Source organism: Streptomyces sp. NPDC037242 (genome assembly GCF_055604165.1).
On the sequence record NZ_JBVJUY010000014.1, the window covers coordinates 108,993 to 125,062 of the forward strand.

Consider the following 16,070-nt stretch of genomic DNA (forward strand, 5'->3'; position numbering starts at 1 on the left):
CACTCCGTGGTCTACGTGGGTTCGGTGCTGATGTGCCCCCCCCCCCCCTCCCCCCCCCCCCCCCCCCCCCCCCCCCCCCCCCCCCCCCCCCCCCCGGCCCGATGGGGTTGGCGTGCAGGGCCGAGGGAACCAGGTACCGTCTTTGTCATGTTCTTCCTGAGGCCGATCTACGAGTGAGGGCGTGATGGGCCCCTGCGGACGTCCTTCGACGTCGCCGCCCGTCCCCCACCGTTGAATCCGTAGATCACTTCACATCACCACCGGGAGAACCCGTGACCGACAGCAAGAACATCAACAACCCCGTGGGCCAGGGCGGCGGCCAGCGCAAGAAGCTGTCCCGCGCCGAACGGCAGAACAACGGTCCGCACCGCAACCTCGACCGCCGGGGTGCCGCCGACCAGAAGGCGGAGCTGGTGCGCAAGATGCGCGAGAAGACGCGCGCGGCCAAGGGCAGCACCGGCCAGACCGGCGAAGACACGGAACAGAGCTGACGCACCGGCCCCGCACTACGCCGGACAGGTGGCTGACCGGTTCGGACACCGGGCGAGCTGCTGCCGAGCCGGTAGAACTGGCGCCATGACAGCGCACGGCATCGCCGATTCCGCACCGCGGCGCCCGGTTCCCCTCGCGCAGGCTGACGAGCCCGCCATCGGGCCCGAACCCGCCGTCCGCGACCTCCGTGTAGATGCGGCGGAGCACGTCGGGCAGGCGCCGACCCACCTTGCGCTCGACGGCCTCGACCTCGGCCGTGGTGACGGGCGGGAACAGCAGCTCGCGTGGGGCGTCCGCGTAGTAGGCGGCGACCTCCTCGGTCGAGGATTCGAGCTGGACCGTCCCGTCGCTGCCCGTCGACCGCAGATCCGGGTTGGGCCGCTCGAACCAGTCGGCTCCGTAGCGCTGCGAGATCCAGGCGCTCGGCACCGTCGCCGTATCGAAGCGCCGACCCGGATCCCAGGCCCGGGTCCGCAGCTTCTCCATCAACGCGTCGTCGTCCGCCGACTCTCCGGTGATCCCAGGATGCTGGAGCGGTGAAGGGGACTCGGGCGGGGCGGCGGTCATGACCCGGGAGCATAACCGTGGGCGAGGCCGCCGCCGTCTGCAACGCCCGGACCGTCCGCACACAGGAGTGGTCGGCCATGGCCGACGGCCACGGCTCCCCCGCGCCGAGCGTGTGGTCCACCGACTTCCGGCAGACCTTCGAAGACCTGCAGGGCAAGCCGGCCTTCGGCATGCCGATCGCCGCCGACAACGAACGCTCCGCCACCACGCCGCCGCACTCCCCTGCGACGGCAAGGGCAACCGCCGTACCGCGTGACCCGGAGGGCCTCAGGCGGGCGTGACCACGAGAGCCGAACAGGCGCTGACCGGGCTCTCGTTCCGGAAAATATGCCGCGCGGGTTTGCTCTGGCAGACATTTCTCGCGTTGATCCATTGACCGGGGCCGAGGCGCCCGGATAGAAAGATCGCGACCAGGATCGCGATCACGAGTCCGGTCCGAACAGCTCTGCCCGGGGGATTTCGCTTTGCCGCACACAGAAGCACTTCGTCCTGCCCGCGTCCTCGTAGTCGAACCCGCCTCCTCCGGGGGCGCCACCCTGATCGGCGTCGCGGCCGAGATGGGGCTGCGGGTCGTCGTCGCCAGCGCCGACTCCGGCGACCGCCGGCTCTCCGACGCTGTGCGCGCGGCGGCCGACTCGGTGCTGACGGTGGAGACCAACGACCAGGCCGCCCTCGAAGCTGCCGTGCGCGAACTGCACCGGGCCGAGCCGTTCGAGGCGGTGCTGCCGGGCTCCGACATCTATGTGACGGCGACCGCGCGCGTAGCCGCGGCGCTGGACCTGCCCGGCCTGCCCGTGGCGACCGTCGACCGGGTCCGGGACAAGAGCGTGATGCGGGCCGCCGTGGCGGAGGCCGGGCTGCGCACCCCGCGCTTCGCCCAGGCGACCACCGACGCCGAACTGCGCGCCGCGGCCGAACGAGTCGGCTTCCCCTGCGTGCTGAAGCCGGTCGCCTGCTCCGGCAGCATCCACGTCAGCCGCGCCGACGACCTCGACCAGCTCACCGCCGCGTTCCAGCGGCTCGTGACGGACCCGGAGCCCGACATGGGCAAGCTGCACGAGCACCGGGTGCTCGTCGAAGAGTACGTCCAGGGGCCCGAGTTCAGCGCCGACGGCTACGTCCTGGAGGGCGGCGAGGTCATCGTCGTCGCCCTCAGCCGCACGCTGCTCGGCCCCGAGCCCGACTTCGTGGAGCTGGGCCACCTCACCCCGGCCCTCGTCGACGACGCCACGCTGAAGAGCGTCGAGGCGTACGTCGGGGACATCGTCCGTGCCGTCGGCATCACCAGCGGCCCCTTCCACTGTGAACTGCGCCTGGCGGCCGGCGGTCCGGTGCTCATCGAGATCGGCGCCCGGCTGCCGGGTGACCGGATCGTGGAGCTGCTGCGGCTCGTGACCGGCGTCAGCCTGCCCAGGGTGGCCGTCGCCACCGCGCTGGGCGTCGACCTGGAGGCGGCCGGCGCCTTCGCGCAGCCGCAGGCCGAGAGCGCCGGCATCCGCTTCTTCTCCGCCGCGGGCCGCTCCTCGTACCGGGAGCTCACCGGGTGGCCGCAGCTGGAGGCACTGCCGGAAGTCACCGAAACCGCGGTGTACTTCGCGCCGGGCGAGACCATCCCGGGCGTAGAGGACTGCCGCTCGCGCCTCGGCCACGCCCTGTTCACCGCCGACTCGCCGCAGGGCGCCCTCGACCGCTGGCAGGCGCTCGGCGACCTCGTCGTCCCGGCCTGACCGGCGGATCCCACCATGAACGCGCACATACTCGACTACGCGGCCGTCGGCATCGGCCCCGCGAACATGAGCCTCGCCGCGCTCGCGCATCCGGTCGAAGGGCTGCGCGGCGCCCACCTGGAACGCCGTGAGAGCTTCTCCTGGCACCCCGGACTGCTGCTGCCCGAGGCCACCCTCCAGGTCTCGCTGCTCAAGGACCTGGTGACGCTGGTCGATCCGACCAGTCCCTTCTCGTTCCTGTCGTTCCTCGCGAGTGAGGGCCGGCTCTACCGGTTCCTGGCCGCGGACTTCCCGGCCGTCCTGCGCGCCGAGTTCAACCAGTACCTCCAGTGGGTCGCCGGGCGGCTGCCGAGCCTGACGTTCGGGGCGGACGTACACAGCGTGGACTTCCACGACGGCGTCTTCCACCTCCGTACCGGCGAGCGGGAATTGACGGCACGTCACCTCGTCCTCGGCACCGGGCTCACCCCGTCCGTCCCCGAGCCGTTCCGCCCCTTCCTCGGCCCCACCGTCTTCCACTCCGGGGAGTTCCTGCTGCGGGCCCCCGAGGTGACCGGACGGCGGGTCGTCGTGATCGGCGGCGGCCAGAGCGGCGCGGAGATCGTGCGCCACCTGGCGGTCGGCGCGGCCCCCGAGAGCATCACCTGGGTCAGCCGGCGCTCGTCGTTCCTTCCGATGGACGACTCGCCGTTCGCCAACGACCTCTACACGCCCGAGTACGTACGCCGCTTCCACGCGCTGCCCGCCGACCACAAGGCCCGGCTCCTGGAGCGGCAGAAGTACACCAGCGACGGCATCGACCTCCAAGTCCTGCAGGACATCTACCGGTTGAGCTACCGCGACGATTTCATCGAGAACAACCCCGGCAGGCTGCGCTTCCTTGCGGACTGCGCGGTCACGGCGATCGACGGCGGCCCCGACGAATGGAAGCTCGTCGTCGAGTCCTCTGGCCCGGACGCACCCGACGTACTCGCCGCCGACATCGTGATCCTGAGCACCGGATACGCCTACGCACTGCCGGAGTTCATGGCTCCGCTGGACGCACGGCTGCGGCGGGACGGCGGGATGCTCGTCGTCGGCGACGACTTCTCGGTCGCATGGGACGGGCCCGCGGAGAACCGGATCTACCTCCAGAACGGCGCCCGGCACTCCTGGGGCGTCGCCGATCCCAATCTCAGCCTGCTCGCCTGGCGCAGCGCGGTCATCCTCAACAGCATGCTGGGTGAGACGAGGTATCGGGTATGACGAGTCATCAGGTCCCGCAGTTCCAGGCCGAGGCGGTCGGCGCCCTGGTCCCCTTCGGTCCGACCGAGGTGGAATCCGACGGAGTGACCGTCGCCGAGGCGGACTTCGCCCGTTCGGTCTTCCCCCGCGTGCCGTTCAAGGCGGCCCGCTTCATCGTGCCGCCGGGCGGGAGCAGCTCGCCCGACCAGCACGCCGTCCAGGAGATCTGGGTGGTCCACGCCGGATCCGGCACCCTGGAGGTGGACGGCGAACGGTCGCTCGTCGGGCCCGGCTCCGTGGTGGGCTTCGCCTCGCAGGCCGTCCACGAGATCTTCGCCGACCAGGGTGAGGAACTGGTCATCTACTCCTTCTGGTGGTCGGCGCCCGATGAGTGAGCGCACCGCCGGGACCGGTGAGGCGCCCCATTACGACCTCGCGGTCGTCGGCGCGGGCGCGATCGGCGCCCTCGCCGCGTACTACGCCGTGAGCCGGGACCCGGGCCGCCGCGTCGCCGTGATCACGCACGCCGGACGGGGGACGGGCGCGACCCGTCTCTCGGCCGGGTTCGACACTCCCACGGGGCACAACCCGGCCCAGCGCGCCCTGGCCGCCCGCAGCACCGCGCTCTTCGCCGAGCTCACCGCCGGACTCGGCGACGCCGGACGCGCGCCGGTCGACGTCCGCTGGCTGGTGGCGCGTGAGAACACGGCGGCGCTCGACGCGACCATGGCCGACGGCGGCCGCACCCGCCCGGTCAGCGGGGAGCAACGGGCCCTGCTCGACCGGACGTTCCCCGGGCTCGCCCACAGCAGCGACGAAGTCCTGCTGGCCACCGCCCCCATGACGGCAGGTCAGCCCCAATGGCTCACCGACCGGCTCCTCGACGAGGTCCTCGGGCGCCCGGAGAACACCCTCCTGGAGGGCTTCCGGGTCACCGAAGTACGCCGTACGGGTGGGCGCGTCGAACTGGTCGCCGCCGATGGCAGCCGGATCACCGCCGCCAAGGCGGTCCTCGCGCCCGGCCCCTGGGCCCTCGACGGCCCGACGGCGGCAGCCGCCCGCGAGCGCGGGGCCCGGGTCAAGAAGGTGGTGGCGTTCCACATCATGACGCCGCCCCCGCCGGGCGCCCCGGCACTCGTCATGGAGGACGCCGACGCCTTCCTGCTGCCCCACCGGCCCGGCGGCCACTGGATCTTCAGCATCACCTCGCCCGACTGGGACCGCGGCCCCGAAGAACCGCTCGCCATCGACGCCCGCGACCGGGAACTCGCCCGGGCCCTGCTCGCCCGGCACGTACCGGGATTCCTCCCGTACCTGCTCGGCGGCCGGGTCTTCAGTGACTGCTTCACCCCCGGCCATCTGCCGGTCGTGGACACGGTCGGCGGCGACGACGTGGTCATGGCCATCGGCGGCTCCGGCTCCGGCTACCGACTCGCCCCGGCCATCGCCGAGGACGCACTGAACCTGCTCGACGGGAGAACGCAAAGATGAGCCTGCTGACCGGGGACACGCACATCCCCCGGCACTACCTCCTGGTGCCGCCCGAGGCCACGCCCAACGGCCCCCTGCACCTCGGCCACATCGGCGGCCCCTTCCTGTGGTCGGACATGATCGCGCGGCACCTGCGGGTCCGCGGCGACCTGCCGCTGGTGATCACCGGCAGCGATGTGTACGAGTCGTACGTGACGCTCAGGGCGCACGCCGAGGACTCCACGCCCGGCGAGGTCGCCGCCCGCTACGGGCAGCGCATCCAGGACGACTTGGCCGCGCTGCGCATCGGCATCGACGCGTTCATCGTCCCCGATCAGCAGCCCTGGCGGGAGCAGTTCGAGCAGGAGGTCGCCGCCTCGATCGAGCGGCTGACGGCCCGGGGCGCGGTGCTGACGCGCACCGAGCGCGTACCCCACTGCGCGGAGTCGGACCGCTGGGTGGTGGGCGGCTGGCTCCAGGGCCGCTGCCCCGAGTGCGGTGCGGGCATAGCCAGTTACTTCTGCGAGGAGTGCAGTGCGCACTTCCTGCCCGAGTCGGTCGTCGAGCCGCGCCCCCTGCTCGACGAGGGGCCGCTGACCTGGCGGGAGATCTCCAGCCTCTTCCTGCGGCTGCCGGACCGCGATCTCCTCGACACCACGCTCGTGGACCTGGGCATCGCCGACCGCTACCGGGCGACCGTGACGCGCTTCCTGGAGCGCGACGGCCTGACCGTACGGCTGAGTGCCCCGCAGACGTGGGGACTTCCGCTGCCCGCGGCCGAGCCGGACGTACCGCGCGCCCTCTTCCCGTACGCCGGGATCTTCATGTTCGCCCGCCTCGCCGGCGCCGTCCACGGCAGGCTCTCCGGCACCGGCGTGAACGCCTTCGACCCGGACTCCGGGGTCACCACCATCACCACCCTGGGGATCGACAACGTGATCCCCACCCTGGTCTCGATCGTCGGCACCAGCCTGCTGCACGGCGACATGAAGCCGTACGACCGGTGCCTGATCAACCACTTCTACCAACTGGCCGGGCGGAAGTTCTCCACCAGCGCCCGGCACGCCATCTGGGCGGCGGACATCGCCGCGTCGCCCGCCATCGGCGTGGACACCGTCCGGTACTACCTCGCCGGGGCCGACCTGGAGTCCGGGGCCGCGAGCTTCGAGACGGCGGACTTCCTTCGGACCGCGAACGCCACGCTCGCCGACGGCCTCGGCAAGCGGATCGACGCCGCCTGGGGCCGGCTGCCCGAGGGGCCGCCGCAGGCGCCCGCCCCGGCCGCCGCCGACCTCCTGGAATCCCTGCTCGCCGAGCAGTCCGCGGCGCTCGACGGCGTCCGTGTCTCGACGCGGCGCGCGGTCGCGGCGCTCGACCGCTGGTGCGCCGACGACGCGGTCGCCCACGCGGCCGAGGACGGCGCCTACTGGTGGCTCAAGGGCCTGTCCCTGCTGGCTTTCCCGGTGATGCCGGACCTCGCCGAGCTCGTCTGGCAGGGCCTCGGCGGCGCCGGAGAGCCTCGCGCGGCGGCCTTCCTCGCCAGGACCCCGGCCCACCGGGACCGGCCCGCGCCCGGCTTCGGCCGGGTGAGCGCCGCCGATCTGGACGCCTGCCTGCCAGACACCCTGCGACCGGGAGCGGACACGTGACCGACCGGACCCCACCGACCACACCGCTGTACGTCGTCCTCAACCGCTCCGGCGACGAGTTCGGCGAATACCACCGCTTCCTCGACGGCCACCCCTGCCGGATGGTGTACCTCACCACGCCCGGCGGGCTGCCCGCGCTCGACCAGGACGGGGCGACCGAGGTCCATGTGCGCGACAGCCTCGCCCACGACGACCTGCTGCCCCTCGTACGGGAGATCGCGGACCGGCACGGCACGCCCGAGGCCGTCTTCGGCCAGTCCGAGTACGACATCCTGACGGCCGCCCGGCTCTCGGCCGCACTCGGCGTCCCCGGCGGCTACGGTCTCGACCTCGTCGAGCGGTTCAAGGACAAGCCCGCCATGAAGAGCGCGGTGGGCGCGGCCGGACTGCGGGTTCCCCGGTTCCGGCACCTGGACGACGCGCCCTCGGCGGAGGCGGTCGTCGCCGCCCTCGGCGGTCTGCCCCTGGTCCTCAAGCCGCGCGCCGCAGCGGGCTCCCAGGGCGTCACGATCGTCCAGAGCACCGACGAACTGCGCGATGCGCTCAAGGGCGTTGACGCCAAGGCGTACGAGTGCGAGGAGTACGTCGACGGGGACATCTTCCACGTCGACGGCGTCCGCCGCTCCGGCAGGCTCCACTTCGTCACCGCTTCCCAGTACGTCCACACCTGCCTGGACTACGCGCACGGCCGCCCGCTCGGCTCGGTCCTGCTCGACCCGGGCCCCGAGCGCGACGAGCTCACCACGTTCGCCGACCGCTGTCTGCGGGCGCTCGGGCTGCGGGACGGCGCGTTCCACCTGGAGGCGATCCGGCGTCCGGGGGGCGAGCTGGTGTTCCTGGAGGTCGGGCTGCGGCCGGGCGGCGCGCAGGTGCCGTTCCTGCACGTCGACCTCTACGGCATCGACCTGTTCGCCGAGGCCTTCCGGGCGGCCCTGGGCCTGCCCCCGCTGTGGCAGCCGTCCGAACCGGTCGAGCCCCGGGCCGGCGGCTGGCTCATCTACCCCGCTCCGCGCGAGCTGCCCGGACGGGTCGTCGCGCGCACCTCGCCCCGGTCGGCCGTCCCCGAGGTCTACCACGAGGAACTGCCCGCGATCGGCCAGGTCATGACCGGGCCCGGCAGTTACGACGAGGGCTGCGGGATCTTCCGGCTCCGGGGGCGGAGCGCCGCCGGGGTGCGCGCCGCCGTACACACCGCGATGGAGGTGTACGGGCTGCGGACCGAGCGGGCCGACGGGACCGAGCGGGCCGAGGGAGCTGACCCGCGTGGCTGAGGCCCGCCGGTACGGCGACGTGCTGCGCGCCTGGTTCCGGGAGACCCTTCCGGCCGCCGGGAACGCGCGCAGACTCGGCGTCCTCACGCTCATCCAGTCCCTGGGGCTCGGGGTGTTCCTCACCGCCAGCGCCGTGTTCTTCACCCGGACCGTCGGCATCCCCGCCCAGCGCGTGGGCCTGGCCCTGTCGGTCGCCGGGCTCTGCGGTCTGCTCTGCACCGTGCCCATCGGCCGACTCGCGGACCGGCTCGGCGCGGGCCGGGTGCTCACCGTCAACTTCCTGCTCGCGGCCGTCGGCTTCACCGCGTACTGCCTGGTGGACGGCTTCGCCGCGTTCCTCGCGGTCGCCTGCGCCATCGCGGTCCTGGAGACCTCGGCGGGCGCGCTCCAGGCGTCGCTCACCGACGCGCTGGTGGGCGAGGCGGAACGGGTCAGGGTGAGCGCGCAGATGCGCAGCCTGTTCAACCTGGGCTTCCTCGGCGGCGCCGCGCTGGCCGGAGCCGCCATCGCGGCCGGCACCTCGACCGCCCTGTACGCCACGGTCCTCGCCAACGCCGCCCTCCAGTTGGTCTCCGTCGCCGTGCTGCTCGGGATGCGGCTGCCCGCGGGCGCCGGGCCCCGGGACACCGCCGCCGAGGCGCCCGCGGCGCCGGGCGGGGTGCTGCGCAGCGGCGCGCTGCGGGACGTGCGCTACGTGGCGGTCGCACTGGTGTGCGGCGCTCTGGAGCTGTACCACCCGCTGCTGACGGTCGGGCTGCCGCTGTGGATCGTCACCGCCACCGACGCGCCCGCGCTGCTGGTGTCGGGGCTGCTGATCCTGGACACCGTCCTGGTGCTGTTGTTCCAGGTCACGGTCAGCAAGGGCGCGCGTACCCCGGCGGGAGCGGCACGTATGCTGCGCTGGGCGGGGTGGGCGCTGGGGGCGTCCTGCCTGGTCTTCGCGGTGAGCGGGGGGCACGGCGCGCTCCTGGACAGCGCGGCCCTGCTGGGCGGCACGCTGGTGCTCGTCCTCGGCGAGCTGTACCAGGCGTCGGCGAGCTGGGGCCTGGCCTTCGGGCTCGCCCCCGCGGGCCGGCAGGGCGAGTACCAGGCGGTGTTCTCCCTGGGGCGCGGGCTCCAGCAGTTCGCCGGGCCGTGGCTGATGACCTCCCTGGTCGTCGGCGCGGCGGCGACCGGCTGGCTGGTCCTCGCGGCGCTCTTCGCCCTGCTCGGGCTCGCCGCGCCGCCGATGGTGCGCGGCCTGGAGAAGGCCCGCGCGCGAACGGAGCCGGCGTCGGCCCCGGCCTGACCGGACCGGCCGGCGCCCGCCCGGAACACATCTGTCACACCCTTACGACCGCAACAAGTGAGCGAGCACCAGCACCATGACCGTACAGCGACGACACGACCCGGACGAGCGCGGCTTCGCCAGCGACAACTACGCGGGGGCGCACCCCGAGATCCTTGCGGCGATCGCCCTGGCCAACGGCGGCCACCAGGTCAGCTACGGCGCCGACGTCTACACCGAGCGCCTCCAGGAAGTGGTGCGCGGCCACTTCGGCCCCACCGCGCAGGCGTACCCGGTCTTCAACGGCACCGGCGCCAACGTGGTCGCGCTCCAGACCATGCTCGACCGCTGGGAGGCCGTGGTCTGCGCCGAGTCGGCCCACGTCAACGTCGACGAGGGCGGGGCGCCCGAGAAGGTCGCCGGCATCAAGCTCCTGACGGTGCCCACCTGGGACGGCAAGCTCACCCCTGAGCTGATCGACCGTCAGGCATGGGGGTTCGAGGACGAGCACCGGGCCCGGCCCAAGGTCGTCTCGATCGCCCAGTCCACCGAGCTCGGCACCTGCTACACGCCGGACGAGATCCGTGCGATCTGCGACCACGCGCACGACCTCGGCATGCTCGTCTACCTGGACGGCGCCCGGCTCGCCAACGCGGCGGCCACCCTCGGCGTGTCCCTGCGCGAGATGACCACCGACGTCGGCGTGGACGTCCTCTCGCTCGGCGGCACCAAGAACGGGCTGCTCTTCGGCGAGGCGGTGATCGTGCTCAACGAGGACGCGGTGCGCGGCATGGCCCACCTGCGCAAGACGAGCATGCAGCTGGGCTCCAAGATGCGCTTCATGTCGGTGCAGTTCGAGGCGCTGCTCGGCAGCGACCTCTGGCTGCGCTCGGCGGCCCGCTCCAACGCGATGACCCAGCGGCTGTACGAGGCGGTGCGCGAACTTCCGGGCCTGGAGATCCCCCGCCCGGTGCAGGCCAACCAGATATTCGCCGTCCTGCCGCCGGCCGTCACCGAACGTCTCCAGAAGCGCTTCCGCTTCTACACCTGGGACGAGCAGGCCGGCGAGGTCCGCTGGATGACCTCCTTCGACACCACCGAGGACGACGTGGACGCGTTCGCGGCGGCGATCGCGGAGGAACTGGCGGCGGAGCGAGGCGAAGGCCCGGCGGGCGCACTGACCACGACCGAGCGCGAGGAACTGGTGCAACTGCGCCGCAGGGTCCGCGAGATGGAAGAAGCGATCGAAGCCCTGGGCAAGACGCCCACCTCCGCCACGAACCGCAAGCCGAAGTAGCCGGCGCCGAAAGCCTGGGGCCGGGCGATCGCCCGACCCCAGGCTCGGTGCCGCGCCACGTCGTGGTGCGTCAATGCCGGCAGGGCCGGACGCGCAGCAGCTCGGTCCGCAGCAGCGGTGTGCCGTCGACGGGTGCCGGGTCCTCCGCGGTCGGCTCGATGCCTCCGGCGGCGGTTTTGTCGAGTGTCGTCAGGCCGTCGGCGCCGACCGTGCCGAACACCGTGTAGTTCGGTCGCAGCGCGGAGTCGCCGTAAACGACGAAGAACTGTGAACCGTTCGTGTTCGGACCGGCGTTGGCCATCGCCAGCAGGCCCCGCCCGTAGAGGCGGCGCGCGCCGGTCGGGTCGGTCGGTGCCGGCGGCAGGTCCACCGGCAGTTCGTCCTTGTACTTGTACCCGGGCCCGCCCTCACCGGTACCGGTCGGGTCGCCGCACTGCAGGACCTTCAGCGTCGGATACGCCGTCAGACGGTGGCACACCGTACGGTCGTAGAACCCGTGCCGTGCCAGGTGCAGGAAACTCTGGACCGTGCACGGCGCCTTGGCCCGGTCCAAGCGCAGCGGGAGCGGGCCCTGGCTGGTCGCAACAGCCATGTCGACCGTGCCACGGCTGGGGGTGCGCCGCGGGTCGGGCGGCAGCGGAACGGGGCGCGCCGGCGGCTCGTCCGGGGTCTGTGTGTACTGGCAAGGACCGTGCGTGGTCCGCGGCGGACCGCCGTCGGAAGCGCTGGCCACACTCCCCCCGGACACGACTAACGCCACGGCCGCGAATCCACTGATCAGTGCTCGTTTCACCTTGCACGCCCTCCCGATGATCTCCAGGTCTTGGAGCGGTCGCAGTCTAGGGCGCGGTGTGGTCGGCGGGAATGGGGCCCGACTTCGGCACTCCAAGGGCCGGTTGGGGGGCGGGGCGGCAGGCTGCGCGCTGAGGACGCGCTCCGGGCCGCGGGCCGCTGGGCCAGGGCTTGGATCTGGACGCGGTCGGTTGCCTCGATGTCGACGCCGATCGGAGTGCGGGCCAGGCGGGCCGGTAGCACGTCGGAGCGGGGTCAGCCCTCGCCAACTCCATGCGCCAGATCGGCGCATCCATCGGCGTCGCCGTCCTCGGCTCCACCCTCGACACCCGCTACCGCAACGGCGTGGACCCCGACGTTCCCGCCCAACTCCCGGCAGCCGCCCATGACGCGGTCCGCGACAACATCGCGGGAGCGGCCAAGGTCGCCCAGCAACTGCCCGCCCCCCAGGGCGGAACCCTCCTCGAATCCGCACAAGAAGCGTTCGTCTCCGGCATGTCGGCCGTCAGTCTCACCTGCGCCGCCCTCGCCTCCCCTACCACCGTCCTGGTCCTCGCCTTCCTCCCGGCCAGGGAAAAGCAGATGAGCCCCGTCCCTGCCGCCAACTCCAGGTCAGCTGTCTAACCGGCCTGGAGCAAGAACAGCGCGCGGCGCCCGACAACCCGGTCGCCGCGCGCACGCCACCTAGCAGGTGGAAGGTTGAGAGGAGCTCGCCTTTCCCCTCCAGTGGCCGACGAGGTCGGCGTAGTGCGGGCTGTGCGTGAGGAGGTCGGCATGGGTGCCCAGGGCCGTTCGGTCGCCGTCGAGCAGGAGGACCCTGCGGGCCCGGGTGGCGGAGACGAGCCTGTGGGCTATGACGATGAGGGTGCCGGGGCGTTCGGCGAAGGCGGCCTCCGCGCGTTCTTCGGCGACCGGGTCGAGGTGGCAGGTGGCCTCGTCGAGGATCACCACCGGGGCGGTGCCGGCGTGGACCCGGGCCAGGGCGAACAACTGCCGTTCGCCACTGGACAGTTCGGTCGCCGGGGAGCGGAGCCTGGTGTCGAGCCCGCCGAGCCGGTCGATCACCCCGGTAAGGCCGACCGCGTCGGCGGAGCGTTGCAGCCGGGACGGGGCGGCATCGGGTGCGAGGTAGGCCAGGTTGGCGGCGACGGTACCGGGGAAGACGTACGCCTCCTGCGGTACGAGGGCGAACAGCCGGCAGCGCAGCGCCTCGTCGAGGTCCGTCACCGGGCGGCCCCCCAGGGAGACGGTACCGGCGGTCGGAGGGGCGATCCCGGCGAGCAGCGCCGCGAGGGTGGACTTGCCGATGCCGCTCGCACCGACGACGGCGAGGTAGTCGCCGAAGGGGATGTCGAGGGTGAGGCTCCGCAGGACGGGCTCGGCGTGCGGGCCGTACGCGAAGTCGAGTTCCCGGACGGTGATGTCCGCGGTGGCGGTCCGGGCCGGAGCAGGTGCCGGCGCGGACGGCACGGACGGCGCGGACGGCGGCTCCGCGACGGCGGCCGCCTCGGCCAGGCGGTGGAGGACCACGCCCAACCGGCTCCAGTAGCCGGCCACCGCGCCGGCCAGCATCTGCAGGGCCGGCAGGAGGTAGGCCGCCACGTAGGTGGCCGCGCCGACCACGGCGCCGGGGCTGGCCGATCCGCGCGCGACCAGGCCGGGACCGGCCAACAGCAGGAGCAGCAGAGGCAGTTGTCCGCCGAGGAGCACGACGGGTACCCGCAGTGCGGCCGCCAGTCCCACGGCGACCTGCGCCCGGGCCGCCGCGGCCGCCTCGTGTTCCACGATCTCGGCGACGTGCCGCTCGGCCGCCAGCGCGGTGATGTCGCGGGACGCGCCGAGCGCCGCCCCGGCCCGGGCGGCGACCGCCTCCTCGGCGAGGACGAGCAGGCGGCGGCGAGCCGTCAGCCGGCGCATAGACCAGAGGAACACGGCCAGCGCCGGTACCAGCGGCGCCAGCACGAGCCCGGCGAGCAGCGGGTCGAGGGCGGCCAGCCCGATCACGGCGGCGAGCAGCGACACCGCCAGCGGCCTGGCGGTGCGCAGCAGCGTCCCGGTCAGGTCGCGGACGCTGTCCACCTGGCCGTTGAGTTGGGCGACGGCCGCGGAGCCGCCGCCGCGCCCGGTGGCGGCGGCCCGTTGCAGCACACCGTGCACCACGCGGCGCACCAGGGTGTCCCGCAGATGCTCGACCACGTCGGCCAGGGGGGCGAACAGGGCGCGCTCGGCGGTGGCCCGGGCGAGGTACAGCCCGGCCAGCAGGGTGATCCAGGCCAAGCCGATGCGTGGTCGGCCGGCCAGGAACCCCTGGTCGAGGGCGGCCGCCGTCACCCAGCCGGATGCCAGGGCGGGTGCGGCCTCCAGGACCGACCAGCCCGCGATCCGCCGCACCGGGCGGCCGCCGCCTCGCAGGCCGTCGGCGAACAGCCGCGCGGCGGGGGCGCTGAGGCCGAGGCGGGGCCTCTCGCCCGTCACCGGTGTGCGGTGCGGCACCGTTCCTCCTCCTTCTCCACAGCCGCGCCACAGGGGTGTTCCGGCTCGGCGGTCGGCGCGTCCGGCCGGCCGAAGACCGCCCGGTAGTCAGGGTCGGCCCAGAGGCGGGCGTGTGGGCCGAAGGCGCGGATCCGGCCGCCGTCCAGCCACGCGACGAGGTCGCAACGGGCTGCGGTGGCGGCGCGGTGGGCGACCACGAGCCTGGTGCGGCCGCCCAGCAGGTCGGTGACGGAACGGCTGACCTCGGCTTCGGTCACGGTGTCCAGGCCCGAGGTCGCGTCGTCCATGACGTGCACCAGGGCCGGGCGCAGCAGGGCCCGGGCGAGGCCGAGGCGTTGGCGTTCGCCGCCGGACATCGGGGCTTCGTCGAGCGGGGTGTCGTAGCCCGCCGGCAGCCGTCGTACGAACCGGTCGGCCTGCGCGGCGCGGGCGGCGCGGACGACGTCCGCGCGGGTGAGCCCCGGCCGGCCGAACGAGATCGCCTCGTGGACCGTGCGCCCGTACAGCTCGGGCCGCTCGAAGGCGTGGACCACGAGGGTGCGCAGCCGATCCAGGGGCAGGTCGCGTACGGGGACGCCGCCGATCTCGATCTCGCCCTCGTCGGGGTCGGTGAGCCGTCCTAGCAGGCCGGCCAGCACGCTCTTGCCCGCGCCGGTACGTCCGACCAGCGCGACGGCGGCGCCGGCGGGTAGGTCCAGGTCGAGCCGGTCCAGCACGGGTTGGCCGTCGCGGCGGACGGTGACCCCGCGCAGCCGTACGGCGCCGTCGCGCGGGGTGGCGCTCCCCGTGCCGCCGGCGGGCGGTTCGTGGCGCAGCACGTCGGTGAGGCGGAGCGCGCCGGCCCGGGCCTCGGCGATCCCGAGCAGTGCGTCGATCTGGTCGACCATGCCGGAGGCCAGGAACAGGTACCCGGAGACGGCCAGCAGGCCCGCCGCACTCAGCCGGCCGTCCGCCACCGCGAGACCGGCGACGGCCAGGACCAGCACGTCGGTCAGGGGCAGCAGCAGTCCGAGCCGCCACACGACGTCCCGCTGGGTGCGCCACATCGCCCGCCCGGCGGCGGACAGTTCGGGCAGCGGCTCCAGGACGCGGTCGGTCTCGGCGGCGACGGTGCCCGCGGCCCGGATGGTGCGGGCGCCGGCGAGGGCGGCCACCAGGCCGTCCGCGATCCGGGACTGGGCCTTGAGGTAGTCCTCCTGGGCCCGGCCCGCCTCGCTCATGAAGCGCCGGGCGATCAGGACGGTCAACGGCATGGCGAGGGTGAAGGTCAGCCCGGCCTGCCAGTTCGTCCACCAGAGGGCGGCCAGAGCCGCCATCGCGCCCAGCAGCGCCAGGGCGCTCTCGGCAGCCCGGGCGGGCAGGCCGGCCGCCATCGGCGCGGACTGCACCACGTGGGTGACCGACTCGCCGACGGCGTGCGGGGACCGGGGCCCGAGCGCGAGGAGATGACGGACCGTCAGCATGCGCAGTCGGCGGGTGCCGGTGGCCTGGACGGCGGCGGCCATCGGTCCGACGGCGGCTTCGCAGAGCGCGCCGACGGCCAGGACCGCCGCCAGCAGGGCGGCCGGGCCGCGGACGTCGCTGCCGTCGAGCACCGCGCCGACCGCGCCGGCGAGGAGCGCCGGCAGGGCGACGGAGACCGCGATCCCGACCGCGGAGGCGGCGGTCAGGAAGGCGAGCCGCAGCCGTACGGGGGCCAGGGCGGCGAGGACCGGCCCACGGGCCCGGGACGGGCCGGGAGCGTCGGGGGTGATCTCCAAGACGGTTGTCCTCTCGGGAGGTTGACGCGACGAGGAAGGCCCGGCCGGGTCGGCGCCCACG

14 protein-coding genes are annotated in these 16,070 nt (G+C 73.5%); 11 read left to right on the forward strand and 3 right to left on the reverse strand.

Annotation, left to right across the window (positions count from 1 at the left end; all coding sequences use genetic code 11):
- Positions 1-272: 272 nt before the first annotated feature.
- The 10 genes from ACZ7GJ_RS18720 to ACZ7GJ_RS18765 all read left to right on the forward strand — a co-directional run bounded on the left by ACZ7GJ_RS18720 (position 273) and on the right by ACZ7GJ_RS18765 (position 10,964).
- Positions 273-491 carry a DUF6243 family protein gene (locus tag ACZ7GJ_RS18720; RefSeq protein WP_470752995.1) on the forward strand — a complete coding sequence of 73 codons (219 nt, stop codon included), beginning with the start codon at positions 273-275 and terminating at the stop codon, positions 489-491.
- 585 nt (positions 492-1,076) lie between these two features.
- Positions 1,077-1,340, forward strand: a complete 264-nt coding sequence (locus tag ACZ7GJ_RS18725; RefSeq protein WP_470752996.1) for a hypothetical protein — start codon at positions 1,077-1,079, stop codon at positions 1,338-1,340.
- A gap of 183 nt (positions 1,341-1,523) precedes the next feature.
- Positions 1,524-2,786 carry an ATP-grasp domain-containing protein gene (locus ACZ7GJ_RS18730; protein WP_470753000.1) on the forward strand — a complete coding sequence of 421 codons (1,263 nt, stop codon included), beginning with the start codon at positions 1,524-1,526 and terminating at the stop codon, positions 2,784-2,786.
- Between the two features lie 15 nt (positions 2,787-2,801).
- Positions 2,802-4,031, forward strand: coding sequence for a lysine N(6)-hydroxylase/L-ornithine N(5)-oxygenase family protein (locus tag ACZ7GJ_RS18735; protein WP_470753002.1), 1,230 nt, complete (start codon positions 2,802-2,804; stop codon positions 4,029-4,031).
- Positions 4,028-4,405: a cupin domain-containing protein gene (locus tag ACZ7GJ_RS18740; protein WP_470753003.1), complete on the forward strand. Its 378-nt coding sequence runs from the start codon at positions 4,028-4,030 to the stop codon at positions 4,403-4,405. Before ACZ7GJ_RS18735 ends, ACZ7GJ_RS18740 begins: the two co-directional genes overlap by 4 nt.
- Complete coding sequence (locus ACZ7GJ_RS18745; RefSeq protein ID WP_470753005.1) at positions 4,398-5,501, forward strand: NAD(P)/FAD-dependent oxidoreductase; 1,104 nt, start codon at positions 4,398-4,400, stop codon at positions 5,499-5,501. Before ACZ7GJ_RS18740 ends, ACZ7GJ_RS18745 begins: the two co-directional genes overlap by 8 nt.
- A complete protein-coding gene (locus tag ACZ7GJ_RS18750) occupies positions 5,498-7,129 on the forward strand; it encodes a class I tRNA ligase family protein (protein WP_470753006.1) in 1,632 nt (543 codons plus the stop codon). The genes ACZ7GJ_RS18745 and ACZ7GJ_RS18750 overlap by 4 nt, the downstream gene beginning before the upstream one ends.
- Complete coding sequence (locus ACZ7GJ_RS18755; RefSeq protein ID WP_470753008.1) at positions 7,126-8,400, forward strand: ATP-grasp domain-containing protein; 1,275 nt, start codon at positions 7,126-7,128, stop codon at positions 8,398-8,400. The genes ACZ7GJ_RS18750 and ACZ7GJ_RS18755 overlap by 4 nt, the downstream gene beginning before the upstream one ends.
- Positions 8,393-9,688, forward strand: a complete 1,296-nt coding sequence (locus tag ACZ7GJ_RS18760; protein WP_470753010.1) for an MFS transporter — start codon at positions 8,393-8,395, stop codon at positions 9,686-9,688. The genes ACZ7GJ_RS18755 and ACZ7GJ_RS18760 overlap by 8 nt, the downstream gene beginning before the upstream one ends.
- Positions 9,689-9,764: 76 nt before the next feature.
- Entirely contained in the window at positions 9,765-10,964 is a 1,200-nt protein-coding gene (locus ACZ7GJ_RS18765; RefSeq protein ID WP_470753012.1) for a threonine aldolase family protein, read from the forward strand.
- Between the two features lie 70 nt (positions 10,965-11,034).
- Here ACZ7GJ_RS18765 and ACZ7GJ_RS18770 read toward each other — a convergent pair whose 3' ends face one another.
- Positions 11,035-11,556: a peptidylprolyl isomerase gene (locus tag ACZ7GJ_RS18770; protein WP_470753013.1), complete on the reverse strand. Its 522-nt coding sequence runs from the start codon at positions 11,554-11,556 to the stop codon at positions 11,035-11,037.
- Positions 11,557-12,029: 473 nt separating this feature from the next.
- Between ACZ7GJ_RS18770 and ACZ7GJ_RS18775 the strand changes: the two genes are divergently transcribed.
- On the forward strand, positions 12,030-12,380 hold the full coding sequence (locus tag ACZ7GJ_RS18775) for a hypothetical protein (RefSeq protein WP_470753015.1): 351 nt from the start codon (positions 12,030-12,032) through the stop codon (positions 12,378-12,380).
- A gap of 60 nt (positions 12,381-12,440) precedes the next feature.
- Here the strand turns inward: ACZ7GJ_RS18775 and ACZ7GJ_RS18780 are convergent, their stop codons facing one another.
- On the reverse strand, positions 12,441-14,249 hold the full coding sequence (locus ACZ7GJ_RS18780) for an ATP-binding cassette domain-containing protein (RefSeq protein WP_470753017.1): 1,809 nt from the start codon (positions 14,247-14,249) through the stop codon (positions 12,441-12,443).
- Positions 14,228-16,009: an ABC transporter ATP-binding protein gene (locus tag ACZ7GJ_RS18785; protein WP_470753020.1), complete on the reverse strand. Its 1,782-nt coding sequence runs from the start codon at positions 16,007-16,009 to the stop codon at positions 14,228-14,230. Before ACZ7GJ_RS18785 ends, ACZ7GJ_RS18780 begins: the two co-directional genes overlap by 22 nt.
- Between the last annotated feature and the right edge of the window lie 61 nt (positions 16,010-16,070).

Coding starts and splice junctions, on each gene's coding strand:
- ACZ7GJ_RS18735 (WP_470753002.1), top strand. CDS start 2,802: ATGAACGCGCACATACTCGACTACGCGGCCGTCGGCATCGGCCCCGCG.
- ACZ7GJ_RS18740 (WP_470753003.1), top strand. CDS start 4,028: ATGACGAGTCATCAGGTCCCGCAGTTCCAGGCCGAGGCGGTCGGCGCC.
- ACZ7GJ_RS18745 (WP_470753005.1), top strand. CDS start 4,398: ATGAGTGAGCGCACCGCCGGGACCGGTGAGGCGCCCCATTACGACCTC.
- ACZ7GJ_RS18750 (WP_470753006.1), top strand. CDS start 5,498: ATGAGCCTGCTGACCGGGGACACGCACATCCCCCGGCACTACCTCCTG.
- ACZ7GJ_RS18765 (WP_470753012.1), top strand. CDS start 9,765: ATGACCGTACAGCGACGACACGACCCGGACGAGCGCGGCTTCGCCAGC.
- ACZ7GJ_RS18770 (WP_470753013.1), bottom strand. CDS start 11,556: ATGGCTGTTGCGACCAGCCAGGGCCCGCTCCCGCTGCGCTTGGACCGG.
- ACZ7GJ_RS18775 (WP_470753015.1), top strand. CDS start 12,030: ATGCGCCAGATCGGCGCATCCATCGGCGTCGCCGTCCTCGGCTCCACC.